The sequence below is a fragment of the Pirellulales bacterium genome (assembly GCA_036267355.1).
In the GTDB taxonomy this organism is placed as follows: Bacteria; Planctomycetota; Planctomycetia; order Pirellulales; family DATAWG01; genus DATAWG01.
This window is the reverse complement of sequence record DATAWG010000065.1, coordinates 26,239-39,790: the sequence shown is the minus strand read 5'-3', so window position 1 is coordinate 39,790 and position 13,552 is coordinate 26,239. Positions and strand designations below refer to the sequence as shown.

Annotated in this window: 10 protein-coding genes; 6 read left to right on the top strand and 4 right to left on the bottom strand. The window is 59.8% G+C overall.

Annotation, left to right across the window (positions count from 1 at the left end):
• Positions 1-18: 18 nt before the first annotated feature.
• The 6 genes from VHX65_10090 to VHX65_10065 all read left to right on the top strand — a co-directional run bounded on the left by VHX65_10090 (position 19) and on the right by VHX65_10065 (position 8,915).
• A complete protein-coding gene (locus VHX65_10090; protein HEX3998889.1) occupies positions 19-480 on the top strand; it encodes a biopolymer transporter ExbD in 462 nt (153 codons plus the stop codon).
• 31 nt (positions 481-511) lie between these two features.
• Complete coding sequence (locus VHX65_10085; GenBank protein HEX3998888.1) at positions 512-1,024, top strand: biopolymer transporter ExbD; 513 nt, start codon at positions 512-514, stop codon at positions 1,022-1,024.
• 46 nt (positions 1,025-1,070) lie between these two features.
• Positions 1,071-1,580 (top strand): biopolymer transporter ExbD, encoded by a 510-nt coding sequence (locus VHX65_10080; protein HEX3998887.1) that lies wholly within the window; start codon positions 1,071-1,073, stop codon positions 1,578-1,580.
• A gap of 280 nt (positions 1,581-1,860) precedes the next feature.
• Positions 1,861-3,348: a hypothetical protein gene (locus VHX65_10075; GenBank protein HEX3998886.1), complete on the top strand. Its 1,488-nt coding sequence runs from the start codon at positions 1,861-1,863 to the stop codon at positions 3,346-3,348.
• A gap of 277 nt (positions 3,349-3,625) precedes the next feature.
• The gene (locus VHX65_10070) at positions 3,626-5,341 is read left to right on the top strand and encodes a prenyltransferase/squalene oxidase repeat-containing protein (GenBank protein ID HEX3998885.1); all 1,716 of its coding nucleotides are present in this window, start codon (positions 3,626-3,628) and stop codon (positions 5,339-5,341) included.
• Between the two features lie 445 nt (positions 5,342-5,786).
• Positions 5,787-8,915, top strand: a complete 3,129-nt coding sequence (locus VHX65_10065; protein ID HEX3998884.1) for a tetratricopeptide repeat protein — start codon at positions 5,787-5,789, stop codon at positions 8,913-8,915.
• A 40-nt stretch (positions 8,916-8,955) separates the two neighbouring features.
• Here VHX65_10065 and VHX65_10060 read toward each other — a convergent pair whose 3' ends face one another.
• The 4 genes from VHX65_10060 to VHX65_10045 all read right to left on the bottom strand — a co-directional run bounded on the left by VHX65_10060 (position 8,956) and on the right by VHX65_10045 (position 13,510).
• Positions 8,956-10,179, bottom strand: coding sequence for a tetratricopeptide repeat protein (locus VHX65_10060; protein ID HEX3998883.1), 1,224 nt, complete (start codon positions 10,177-10,179; stop codon positions 8,956-8,958).
• Between the two features lie 221 nt (positions 10,180-10,400).
• Positions 10,401-10,991, bottom strand: coding sequence for a hypothetical protein (locus tag VHX65_10055; GenBank protein ID HEX3998882.1), 591 nt, complete (start codon positions 10,989-10,991; stop codon positions 10,401-10,403).
• 572 nt (positions 10,992-11,563) lie between these two features.
• Positions 11,564-12,535, bottom strand: coding sequence for a type II secretion system F family protein (locus VHX65_10050; protein HEX3998881.1), 972 nt, complete (start codon positions 12,533-12,535; stop codon positions 11,564-11,566).
• Between the two features lie 3 nt (positions 12,536-12,538).
• Complete coding sequence (locus VHX65_10045) at positions 12,539-13,510, bottom strand: type II secretion system F family protein (GenBank protein ID HEX3998880.1); 972 nt, start codon at positions 13,508-13,510, stop codon at positions 12,539-12,541.
• Positions 13,511-13,552 lie beyond the last annotated feature (42 nt).

Sequence of the window (13,552 nt, the reverse complement as noted above, 5' to 3'; positions counted from 1 at the left end):
TTGATGAGTAGTTGACCAATGGCGTTACCGTCGAAAGCAGAACCGAACCTGACGCCCATGCTGGACATGGTCTTTCAGTTAATCACCTTCTTTATGCTGGTGATCAATTTCAAGACGAACCAGATCGACCGCCAGTTGGACCTTCCCGTGGTCGGCACGGCGCGGCCCGTGGATACGCACGGGGAACTCTCGATGATGATGATCAATATCAACAATCTGGGCAAGTATACGGTGTACAATAAGCCATTTTCCGCCCCGGAAATGGAGCAGTACATCCAGCGACAGGCCGAGCTCGATCGGCTCTCCGCGCGCCGCGCAAACCGATCGTTCGACGATGCCGACGACCTGCCGACGATCGTCGTCATCCGGGCCGACCGCAACACGCCTTTCGACAAGCTGAGCAGGATATTAAAGATATGCCAGGACAATCACTACCGGAACTTCGCGTTCCGCGCTTTGGGAAAGAAGCCGAAAGCGTGAACGACGTGCGAGTATTGGAAGTTGCTCGGCCATGATCGGAAAAAGAAAATCCCGGAGCGATGAAGCGGTCGAGTTGAACCTGGCCTCCATGCTCGACATGGCGTTTCAGTTGCTGGCGTTTTTCATCCTCACGTTTCGCCCGGCACCGGTCGAGGGACAGATTTCGCTTCGCTTACCGCCTCCGCAGCCGGTGGCCGAAACGAGGGAGAGTCCTCCGGGAAATCCGGATACCCTTGGTGGTTTCCGGACGCTTGCGATCAACCTCGCGGCTGATGCAAACGGCAAACTGTCGGAAATCATGGTGGGAAGACGCAACGTGGCGGTCGACGAAAAATTGCAGTTGTTTCGCGCGGAGTTGAATGACGATTTGAACGTGCCAGACAGCCCCTTCGATCAGGTCGTGATTTCAGTCCCGGCCAAGCTACATTATGCGGAGTTGATGCGCGTTGTCGGCGTTTGCTCGCGGCAGACAATCGGCGGCGATCCACATGCGAAGCTTTCCAAGTTGAGTTTGGTCGACCAGTCGAATCTCGATCGTCCTTAAGCCTAACCGTCGGCAGCGAGTTCGCCGAAAAATCGCGAGATCATTCATGAGTCGGAAAAAAAGAAAATCCTCGAACACCGAAGAAGTCGAGCTGAATCTGGCCGCCATGCTCGACATGGCGTTTCAGTTGCTGACGTTTTTCATCCTCACATTCAAGCCGGCGCCGGTCGAAGGACAGATTTCGCTTCGCATGCCGCCGCCGCAGCCATTAGCCAACGCAAATGCCACGAAGGTGGCCGGCGAAACCGATTCCACGGACCCCGTCCAGGGCTTCAACACGCTCGCGATCATCCTCTACTCCGACGACAATGGCAATCTCACCCAAATCGATGTCGCCAAGAATGCCGTGCCCGCGAACGACGGCCTGAGAGGCTTCGACATGGAGTTGAAAAAGGATTTGAACGATCCCGGCAGCCCGTTCGATCAGGTCATCATCCAAGTTCCTCCAAAGCTGCACTATTCCGAATTGATGCGTGTGATGGGAGTCTGCACGAAGCAAACCGTCGGCGGCGACCCACACACCAAGCTTTCGAAATTGAGTTTGGTCGACCAATAGGGCAAAGAAGTTTCGCGGGCAAACGTTCGACGCGCTGCCGCGCGTTTCGCCGATGGCACGGGGCGAAATTCGCACTTTTCGAGGAGTAGCCGCGTAGAATACCGGGACGATCCGCCGGTCGCACGAGAATTGGCGCAAAAGGAATATCGGGAACAGCCGTCGCGACAAAATTGCATCGCCTCGCGGCGGAAACGGCTTGAAAGGCACCCACGTGGCACGCTCTTATCGCGACCCACCTCCGCGATTCTTTCAAGGTTCGGAGTTTCGGCGGCTCGCGTCGATGACGTTTCTATTGGTCATCCTTTTGGTGATCATCGAGAATTCGCGTGGCCCGAACTCGCATCGCCTGCTGATCGGCCGCAACGGCAATCAGGATCAGGTCCAGGGAACGGTCGACGATGATCCGGCGGATGGCGGCATCGAGCGAGTGCCCGGGGTGCGCAAGCCGGCTGCGGCCGCCATGGCCCCAACGGCAACCGTGGCCCCAGCTGCGACCGTGGCCCCGGCGGCTAATAATGCGCCGCCCTCGCAAGCGATGGCGCTCGCACAGGCTGCCGGCAGTGATCGTCCGCCAACCGCGGCCACGCCAGACAACACGGCGAAGCCAACCCATTCGGCAACCGCCGAAACGTCTGCGATGCCGGCGGCCGTTCCGCCTGATAGCGCCAGCAAATCGGCGACTCCCGGCAAGCCGAGCGAGCCCACAGTGGCGCCGGCCGTTTCGATCCACTACAACTTGGCGCCCAACGCGCCAGCCAAGCCCGAAACAGCGAATCAGCCACCTGCCGCGCAGCCCACGGCCAAGCCGCTGCCTCCCGCCACGGGGCCCACGGATGAAGATCCTGACGAAGCCTCGGCCGCCGTCGAAGATTTGCAATATATCGACGACGACGCGCCCGGCATCGCCCGGCCGGAAACGCCCGCCTACGAGCGCGTCGTCCGCTGGGTGACAAGCCAGTCGTTCGAGCGGATGGCGGCCCGCACGGAATTGCGGAAGCCGAACTACGCTCAGATCGTCGCCGCGGCCGACGAGCGGCGTGGCAAGCTATTTCAATTCGATCTGCACGTGAGGCGGGTTACGCGATACGACGACAAGTTCAATTTCTACAACCAAGACGAAGATCCGCACGAACCGGTGCAGCTCTACGAAATGTGGGGCAGCACCAGCGAATCGCGGAGCCGGTTGTTTCAATTAGTCGTCTACGATCCGCCGGCTGGGATGCCGATCGGCGCCAACGTCGAAGAGGACGTGCGGTTCGTCGGCTACTTCTTCAAACTGCAAGGCTACTACCCGGCGAAAGCGGCCCCGGGCGCGAATCCGGAACTGGCTCCGACCTACATCGGCCGCATCCTGTGGATGGAACGGCCGCCGACCGTGTTGATCCGTAAGGGAGATATTTGGTGGATCGCGACCGCGGCGGGTGGATTGCTCGCGATCTTGATCGCTTGGCTGGCGTGGCTGTTATTGCGCAAAACGCCGCCCAATGTGGCCCAACTGGCGATCGACCTGCCGATTCCGTCGGCCATCGCGATCGATGAATGGCTCGAGCATCCGGCCCCCGCCGGGCATGCGGCGCAGCGCCAAGCCAGCGACGATGCCGCGGCAGCGGCCGAGGCCGAGCGGATGTATGGCGAAGCCGTTGGAGGTGATGGAGCCGAGCAAATCGATTTGGCGCGCGATGAAACACGTCCGAAACCCTCGAAAAACGGCCACGGCAACGGCCATGCAAAGATGTTTTCCGACGGGGCTGATAGCGGCCAGTCTTGACGGATTAGGCCGGCTGGCCACCCATTGCTCCAGGGGGTATGGCCATTGGCGCCCGCGGGCGGCGAAAACGCGCAGGAATAAAAACTCCTTGGAAATGCGAAGTTTGTTTGTCGGAATCGCAGTCGGGCAATGCTTGACGCCATGCGGCGAGCAAGCGGATAATGCCGAGAGCGATTCTCGCAGGAATTTGATGAGCGGTTGATTTCTTTTATCTTTTCTATTCGGCCAACTCGCCCAGTTGGCTTGATGCGCCCCTATCTTCCATCGGAGAGCCATTATGGCAGGCGAAGACGCAAAGAAGGTGGTCGAGGAACCCGAGGATGAAGAAGTCCTGGAAGGCTCTCTTTTTGGCGACATTCAGGAGTGGATTCGCACGGCCGCCCCATGGTGGGCAATCAGCTTCACCGTGCACATGGTGCTTCTCTCGTCGCTGCTGCTGTTGGGCAAATTCGTAGCTCCCAAGCAAGAGGGAGATGCTCCGGCGTTCGACTCGGCTGATAAGCAGACGGCTGAAGCCCCGGTTGAAAACTACGACCTCGGCACTCCGCAGCTCGATCCTTCGAAGCTCGACACCGAGTCGTTGATGGAAATGCAACCGACGCAGCCGGCTCAAACCGAGCAGATCAACGACGATAGCGCTGTGTTTACTGAAAAGGGCGGCGGTGTTGCCATGACCACCACGGCCCCCGAAATGGGCGGCAGCGGCGGCTTCAACGTGAAAGCGTTCGGCCCCGGTCCGAAAGTGACGGGGAAGGGGGGGATCGGCTCCGGCGTCGGCACCGGCGCCAATGCCGGGAGCGGCGGCGATGGAGCCGGCTTCGGTGGCCGTGGAACTGGCATGCGGAAGGCCATGCTAGGCCGCTACGGCGGCACCAAGGCGACCGAACGGGCCGTCGGCGCCGCCCTCTATTGGCTCGCAAAGCATCAAATGCCCGACGGCAGTTGGAGCCTCGAAAAATATCAGAAGATGTGTACCGACAAGACTTGCACGGGCATCGGCAGCGTCGAATCGCTCTCCGGCGGCACCGCCCTGGGCTTGCTGCCGTTTCTCGCGGCCGGCCAGACGCAGGCCACCAATGGCCCGTTCCAGCGCAAGGTTGCCGGCGGCATCTACTGGCTGATGAACCATCAGAAGAAAGATGGCGATTTGTCGGCCGACGCCGCATCGCAGATGTATTCGCACGGCTTGGCCACGATCGCCCTGTGTGAAGACTACGGCATGACCCGCGATGGATCGGTGGGCAAGGCCGCACAGGCCGCGATCAACTTCATTCAGGCCGCACAGAACACCAAGACCGGCGGATGGCGCTACCATCCGGGCGAAGAAGGCGACACGTCGGTTGTCGGCTGGCAGTTGATGGCCCTCAAAAGTGCCCAGATGGCCGGCCTATCGGTCAATCCGGCCACGCTGCAAGGGACGAAGAAGTGGCTCGATTCGTGCAGCGCGGGCGGGGGCAAGGCCGGAAGCGCCGGCACGGCCGGCCGGTTCTCCTATCAACCCGATGGCGGTCCGACCCCGCCGATGTCGGCCGTTGGCATCCTCTGCAATCAATATCTGCATGCCGGCCGCGCCGATCCGATCATCACCGGTGGCGTGCAATTTCTGATGGCCAATCAGCCCGAATCCGCCAACCACAATGTCTACTATTGGTACTATGCCACGCAGGTCATGCACAACATGGCCGACAAGGATTGGGACACCTGGAACCGCAAAATGCGGAAGATATTGGTGGAAAGCCAAGCTCGCGAAGGCTGCTCTTCGGGTAGCTGGGACCCCGACAAGCCGAACAAGGATGCGTGGGGACCCTATGGCGGACGAATCATGATGACCAGCCTCTCCGCTCTGACGCTTGAAGTGTATTATCGCTACCTCCCCTTGTACAAACTCGACAAGCCGGACGAAATCAAGCCGGCAGGTCCGGTGGCTAACACGGGGGAAAAGCCGATCACCGGCTCCAAGGCAATGAAGCCAGGCGTCAAGCCGGCGAAGTAGTGATTCGGCCCTTCGAGTGATTCGAGTTTGCTGCGTTCTATTGCGGTTTTTGTGGTGGATCGGCCTGACGGAATGCTTGTTCGACGCCGCCGCATGGGAGCTCCATTCGGCGGCGTCTTTTGTAACGTGCAGGGAGAAAGGTCTACCGGGTATGGCCGGTCGCAGAAGCCCCGGCTGGGTTGCCGGGGCGATTGCACCAGGTGCCCGCGGAATCGCGATCTGGGGGTCGCGATGGTACAATTGGCTGGTGTGTCCGAATTCTTTTCGTCTCCATTCGGAGACTCACCGCGTCGCGAGAGTGGTAGTCATGAATTTGCGTCATTCGCTTTGGCTCGGCCGAAAAATATCTTCGGTTTTTCCAACCCCTCAGCCTGCTGTCTCCCGCAAGGGGAGAGGGGGCTGCGGAGAAATTATTTTTCGGCCGAGCCTAAGGCTTTCGGTGGCGGTGTTTTTTTGTGCCGTTGTTGCGATCCCCGCCGCGCGGGCATTTGCTTTGGACCGCGATCTGGCCTATCTGCACGCCTTGGAAAGTCCGAGCCGCGGACACGGCGACGTTTACGGCGACGTTGCAGTGAACTACCTCGAAACCATGGAAAAGACTGGCACGCTGTCGCCGGCGTTGCACGAAGTGTTCGATCTGGAAATGTCCAAAGCGCTTCGCGCCGAGGCCCAGAATCCGCCCGATCCGAGCCAGCGCGGCGCTCTGCTGTCTCGATCGCAAAAATATCTCGACGAGTTCGTCAAGAACAATCCGAACCATCCCGAGGCGCTGCAAGCTCAGATCACCTCGGCGGAGATGCTGTTCGACCACGCGCAGGAGACAATCGCAGCCGCGCGTAACAACAGCGACAAGGCCGAGCGAGAGGCCGCTCTCCTGCAGGCCCGCAACGAACTTGCCCAGGTCAAAGCGATCCTTCAACCATCGGTCGAGAAATTGCTCGAACAGTTGAAAGCGCTCGGTCCGCGTCCGACGAGGATCCTGAATCGTCAGGTGGTCCTCAAAGATCGCGCCTTCATGACGCATAAGGAGAAGGAGCAAGAGGCCAAGCGCGTCGATCTCGATTTCGATCTGATCCGCACTTCAGGCGAGCTTGCGATCGTCGATTACTATCGCGCCCAAACGTTCGACCCGTCGCCCACTTCGAAGCAGGCGGCCGAGCGGAAACTGGCGCTGAGCACGTCGGCCAAATCGCTCGACGCCTATTATCAACTTCATCGCGGCGACGACCCGATTTCGCAATTGGGCCGCTCGGGATTCATCGGCGCCCTCAATGCCCACACTTGGTATGGAAAGGCGGTCGACGAATTGGGCGCGTCGGATCAAGCCAAAGACATCTACGACGAAGTGCTCGAGAATTTTCCCGACACGAAGGACGCGAACACGGGCAGGCCCGCACTTCCCAGCTCCGTGGAGAAGAATGGCTTGGAGCCCGTTCTCGCCCGGGCGAAATATTTCGCATTGCAGTTGCTCGTCAGAAATCCGAAGAGCCAAAAGGAATACCAGGAGGAGGCCGAGGAGTTCATCAACAACCCCGTCTACAAAAAGCTTTTCTTCGGCGAATGGGGCTACGAAGCGGCTTCGTTCGATCTCGCGAACTGGCTGCTGACCACTTCGGAAAAGGAAACGAACACCAAGGATAAGGCTGCGGAAATCAAGGAAGCGCTGGCGCTGTTGAAAGACGTGTCGACGGTCCGCAGCGAATTTCAAGACGCGGCTGCGCAAAAACGGCTGAAGTTCGCCCGCGGCGTGAACCCGACGAATGTCGACGATGCGCTGGAGTTTTTCAAGCTGGCCTTCAAAGACAAGGATTGGGAAAAGGCCGAAGCGCTGCTGCAAACGGCGCTCGATCTGCTGAAAAAAGACACCAAGCGCAAGGAGCCGGAGATCAAGGCGCTGCAGGGCCAAATCCAAGACTGGCTGGCCGAGTGCCGGCTGCAGCCGATCCGAGAGGATTTCATCAAGAGCCGCGAGCCCTTCAAGCCAGAGAAGTATCAGGCGTGGCTCGAAGCAGCACAGAAGGTGGCTCAGGAAAGCAAGACATCGGTGATCGCGCCGCAAGCCGCTTCGATGGCCGACTATTGCGCTGCTGTTTTGTACGGAAAAACTCGCAACGACGAGCAGCAGGCACGAACAGCGGCGGCAAAGAAATCGGCGGCCGAGGCAAAGACCGCGGCATACAAGCAATTTCAGGATCTGACGGATTTCATCACGGCGTCGTTCCCCAACAGTCCCGAGGCCGACGAGGCCCGGCTCTCGCTCGGCAAGGCAAAATGGTTGGACGGCAACGTAGCCGAGGCGATCACCACATTTCAATCGATCACTCCGAAATCCGAAAAATACCCCGAGGCCATGCGGCTCTTGGGCGAATTGGGGGTCGAGCAGTTCCAAACCGAACTGAAAAAGCCCGCCGACAAACAGAATCCGCAGCTCACGGAGAAGTATCGCCTCGACGCGATCAAAGCCCTCACCGAAAGCGTCAAGGAGCAACTTTCGCTGCTCAAACCGAACGACCCGATTCCTTCCGATCTGATCAAATCCGAATTGCTGCTCGGCCAGGTACACATGGAAGGCAAGGAATACGCCGAAGCGGTCAAGGTGTTGCAGCCGTTGATCGACTCGGCGTACGCCGCGAAGGGAAGCGCGGGGCTCGACGAAACGATGCTGAAAATCTTCAGCTCAGCCGTCCGGGCCTACATGGCCATGGACGACTTTCAAAAAGCCGGAAAGGCCGGCAATGTGCTGATCGACCTTGGGCCGGATAGGCGCGAAGTGAATGTCGTGCTGGTCGATTTCGTGCGCCGCTTGGACATCGAGTTGAAGGAATTGCGCGAAAAGCTCGACAAGTTGGCCGACGCTTCGCCCGCCGAAACCGAAGCCCTGCGCAATCGGATTTCGGCCATCAAAGACATGCTCGGCACGATGGTCGGCAAGCTCGCCAGCCGCAAGGAGCTCGGCGCAAAGAGCATGATTTATCTAGGCACGCTCTACAGCGATGTCGACGACTACGACGATGCCGAAAAGCAATACAAGGCCTTGCTAGCGCGGGCCGATTCCGATCCGGATTTCAAGCAAGAAGCGGCGCCGTCGTTTCTGTGGGTTCGCGGTCAATTGGTCGATCTGCTGGGAAAGCGGGGCAAACTCGACGAAGCGACCGCCGAAATCGCAAAGCTTCGCAAGGAAAGGCCGAACAACCTTGATTTCATGGTGGTCGAGGCGAAGCTCTGGCAAGAATGGGGTCAGAAAGACCCCGCTCGTTATGATACGGCCGTGCAAAAGTGGACGGAAATCCGCCGGCGATTGCAGCATCAACCAGGCAAGGCAGGCGCTGCGATCTACTACGATTCCGTCTACAACGCCGCCTTCAGCTACTTCATGGAGGCCAACAAACTGGCGTTGAATCCCGGCAAGAAGGGGGATGCCGTTAAGAAAATTCAGGATGCCCAGAAGATTCTCAAATCGGAATTGATTCCGAATCCGAAGCTGGACGGGCCGGACTCGATCAAGCGATTCAAGGGCTTGCAAGCCGATCTGGATAAGATGCTCAAACGGCTTCAGCCCTCGGGCGAAGCCTGATTCGTCGTCGGCAACTCCGGGCGACAGGCCGCCGCGGCGGTTATCGCACCGGCGGCAACGGCACCAAGCCGCGTTGCGATTCGCCGGCCGGCGCGGCGCTTGGCGGCAACGGCGGCATGGCCTCAATCGATTCGCCGGTCGGAGGGCCGTTCACTGCGGGCGACGCGGAAGTGTATTGCGCCGGATAAGAGATTCCGCTCGTCGGCGTCACAGGGCCCGGCGTGACCGCTCCGTATGCCGGCGAACTTTCTGCAGCCGTTGGATTCACGATGATCGCCCCGTTTTGCGCCGAACCATTGTCGATAGCACTGTAGCTCGGCGAAGGGCTGATCGCCGGCTCTGGCGATGGCACCGGCGGCTGGGTTGGCATGTACGGCTGAGCCGGGCCCGGCGAAGGCGCGTTGGCCTGATTGACGATCGGAGTTCGTTGGGCCACCAAATATTGCCCTGCCGCCGGGTCGGGTTGCGGATCGGGGGGCGGAAGTCGCGGTCCGCTCGACACCACAATTGCATTGTTCGCAACCGGCGCTGCTGGCCCGCCGAGTCGCTCGGCCCATTCCCGAGCTTGCTCCCACTTTGGATCTTCCTTCGAAGCTTCGGCAAAGTGATATGCCGCCAGGTGGTCGTCGCCGGCGCGGTGCAATAGCGCCGCCACATTGAAATGCGCCACCGGCGGCGCTTCAATCGCCGCCAACTGCCGGTAGGCTTCTTGCGGCCGGTGCGTCACGACCAGTACCATCGCCAAATTGTTGCGATAGAGCGCCTTTTCCGGCTGAAGCCTTGTGGCTTTCGTCAACAGCTTCGCCGATTCTTCCAAGTGTCCGCGGCGCTGCTGCGACATTCCCCAGTCGTTGAAGACGGCGGCCACCTCGGGATGCTTCTTCACCGCGAGCTTGTAATATGTGTCGGCTTCGGTGAATTCCTTTTGCGTATCGAGCAGATGGGCATAGCCGAGCAGAGCCGGGAGATAGGCCGGATCGATTTTCAGGGCTCGCTCGTATTGGGCCTTTGCCGCCTCGATGTTTTGCGTTCCTTCGTAGACCCGGGCGGTGGATACGTACAGGTCGGGGCCTGGGGGCGGCGTCTTGGTGTTGAGCGAGGTCGGATCGTTGCCCGCCGAGACGAGTGCGGAGCGCGTGCCCGAGCCGTTCACGGGATTGTTATTGGCGGCGGTCGGGGCGTTCGACGACGTCGACTTGCAGCCGTTGGCCGCTAGCAACGCCATCAAAGCCACGAAGCCCCACCCCAGCGACTCCTTTCGCACCCGACACCTCCTTGTTCGTCGCTGCTCCGGCCGCGATTCCTCGCTGGCCTCGATCTTCCCACTCCGAGAGCACGACAGATTATCCCGTTCCAATGATCGGCGTAGGGCGGCGGTTCACTGAAGTAGAACCGGGCATTTGGCGAACGCTCGCAAACCCTGCGGTCATGCCAATCGTGTCAGCATCTGGATAAGCATTCTCGCCACGCCACCGGCCAACGCGATTAATTCGCCGCACCGCCCGGCGCGCCGCCGCCGGCGCCCGACGACGCTCCGCCGCTCTTGGCCCCGCCGCCGGTCAGTCGGGCCGTTGGAGTCGAATTGATATAGCTTTTCAGTTCCGAGTTCACCTCTTCCGCCGAGCGAGAAGCGGGCATCATGTTTGAAACTAGCACATCGGGCAGCGAGCCTTGCGGCAGCAGTGCCGCCACGGCTTGCTGAGCCGAATCGAGCCGTTTGGCGGTCACTTCGTCGCTTAGATCGCGTTCGACGAAAATCACCCGATGCTCCGGCGGGCTCTGCACGAGGATCGTGCGGATGCGATTGCGGCCGGCGGCGGTGAGGATTTTCGTATTTTCATTGAAATACTCTTCGCCCAGCAGATTTTCGCGCTGCCAACCGTTGGCGATCTGCACCGCAAACGGAGCCATCGTGGCCGCTCGATCGATTTCCGTAAACGGGTGAGGCCATTCGTTGTTGCGATGCCAATCGACGTGCACGCTATCCCAAAAATCGTCCCAATCGTTGGCACGAGCATTGGATGCTGTCGCTAGCAAGGCCAACCCAAGAGCCAGACCAAAGCCAATCCGTAGCATGCGCAAGACTCCGAAACAAAGGACCGATTGGCTCGACGTGCGGCGTTTTTTCGCAGCGGCACGGCGCCTTCACTGTCCATCATCGGAAATTGGCCGCTGCGCCCTACGGTATTGCAGCACCGCCTCGCGTATTCGCTCCATCCCCTTTAGATTGACTTGATCCAATCGGTTGGGCTCATCGACGGCGTTAAGATGCGGCGACTTTCCCGCCTGCGAATGCACTGTTGATTTCCTACAGTACGACTTCTCGACAGGATTCGGAAAGTTGTGGCATCTTTGGGTGTGCCACCCGCTGTGTGCCACCCGCTGTGTGCCACTGGCTGTGTGCCACTGGCTGTGTGCCACTGGCTGTGTGCCACTGGCTGTGTGCCACTGGCTGTGTGCCACCCGCTGTGTGCCACTGGCCAGCGAAGTCGGCCAGTGTGATCGCCGCTAGATCCTGCAATCCACTATCCGACGCCGCCGTTGGCCGAACGTCGTCGCGTCGAATCTTGCAAGCCTCAAAGCCAAGTCGCAGGCCTGCACCGGCCGACTGCGCTGGCCAGCGCCACGCGCGACGCCAACCACGGACTCTAATGCCCGTTCATGGCCGGGAACATTTCGCGGATCATCGTGATTGCGGCCGGGCCGACGAGCACTACGAAAATACCGGGGAAGATGAAGATCACCAGCGGGAAGATCAGCTTCACGGCCGTTTTGGCCGCCTTTTCCTCGGCGAGCTGCCGGCGGCGCGTGCGCATCGAATCGCTTTGCACGCGGAGTGCTTGGGCCACGCTCGAACCGAATTTGTCGGCTTGAATCAAAATCGCCGCGAGGCTTCGCAGGTCTTCGACTCCGGTTCGAGCCCCCAATTCGTGGAGCACCTCGGCCTTCGGGCGCCCCATCTGAAGTTGAAAATTGCTCAGGCTGAATTCCTCGCACAGCACCCGGGCGCTGCGTTTCATTTCTTCGCTCACTTTGCGCATGGCTTGGTCCAAGCCGAGTCCCGCCTCGACGCACACCACCATCAAGTCGAGGGCATCCGGGAGCGTGAGGAAGATCCGCTTCTTCCGTTTTCGCGAAATGATCCAAACCACGAAATCGGGCATGTAGAACAGCGAGCCGGCCCCAAAGACCGTGTAGATCAGTGTCTTCTGGCTCATGCCCGAGAAAACCAGCATTCCGCTGCCGAAGATCATCAGCCCGACAACCAAGCCAATCAGCTTCAGGCCGAGAAACGAGCCGGTGGCGGAGTCGCTACGAAAGCCGGCCGATGCCAACTTGGCTTTGAGTTGGCCTTGCTCGAGCTCGGTCTTTGGCTGCAAAGGCTTTGACAATGCGGGAGTGGCCATCTCCAGCATCTTCGACATCGCGTCGGGTTTCTTGGTCTTGAGCGTATCTTCGCGACGCCGGGCGTTCGGATTGCTTAACTCGTCGAGCCGATCGGCGGCCCGGCTCTTGCGGCCCGAGAGCATCTCCATGAGCCACCAAGCCCCCAGAGCAAATGCCCCGAAGACGGCGATCGGCAGAACTCGGTCGAATGTGAGAAAGCTAGCGGCCAGCACGGCTCAGACCTCGATATTGACGATTTTTCGGATCACCAGCGCACCGAACAGTTGCAACAACACGCCGCCGGCCATCATTTGCTTGCCGAGCGGGTCGGTGAAGAGCGGCATGACGTAGTCGGGATTCAAGTTGTAAACGGCTAAAAACAGAGCCGGCGGCAATGCCAACAGCACGATGCCGCTCAGCCGGCCCTCGCCCGTCAGCGCCTGCACCTGGCCAAAGATTTCGAAACGCTGGCGGATCAGTTGCCCGATCTTGTCGAGGATTTGGGCCAAGTCGCCGCCCGTTTGCCGCTGCAAGATCACGGCGGTCACGAAAAACCGCAAATCGACGTTCGGCATGCGCTCGTTCATGTTGCGCAAGGCTTCGTCGAGCGGGATGCCAAGGTTCTGCTCCTCATACACACGGCGAAACTCGGTGGCGATCGGATCGCTCGTCTCTTCCGCCACAAGGTGGAAGCCAGCCTGCAAGCTGTGTCCGGCCCGCAACGCACGCGAGATCAATTCCAGCGAGTCGGGCAATTGCTTGGCAAATTTGCTGAATCGCCTCGAGCGCCGAAATTTCAGCCACATGAGCGGCATCATCCCGGCCCCCAATCCCAGCAGCGGCAACACGGCGGGATTCAACCGCATGACGAACCCGCCGACAACGGCCACCGCAGCCAAAGCGCCGCAAATCCCGAAGAACCGCGATGCCGTAATCGTCACATTCGCCTGCTCGAACCACAGGCTGAAGCCGCGGAAACGCGCCAGAAATTCTTCCAACATTCCTTGCGTGGCATCGAGCGGCTGGGTGAGCACGCCACTTTCTTTCAGCAAGCCATCCTTGCCGCCGCCGGCCACCTTGGCGCCCGTCAACTGCGCCAACCGATCTTCCACTTTGGTTTCGACCCCGCCGTGGAACCACATCGCGACGATCGCCACGAGCAAGCTCACGGCGACAAACACGGCGATCGTTATCAACAGCGGATTCATGACATGACCGGCATTGAGCAGATTTCAGACAGTGAACGATGA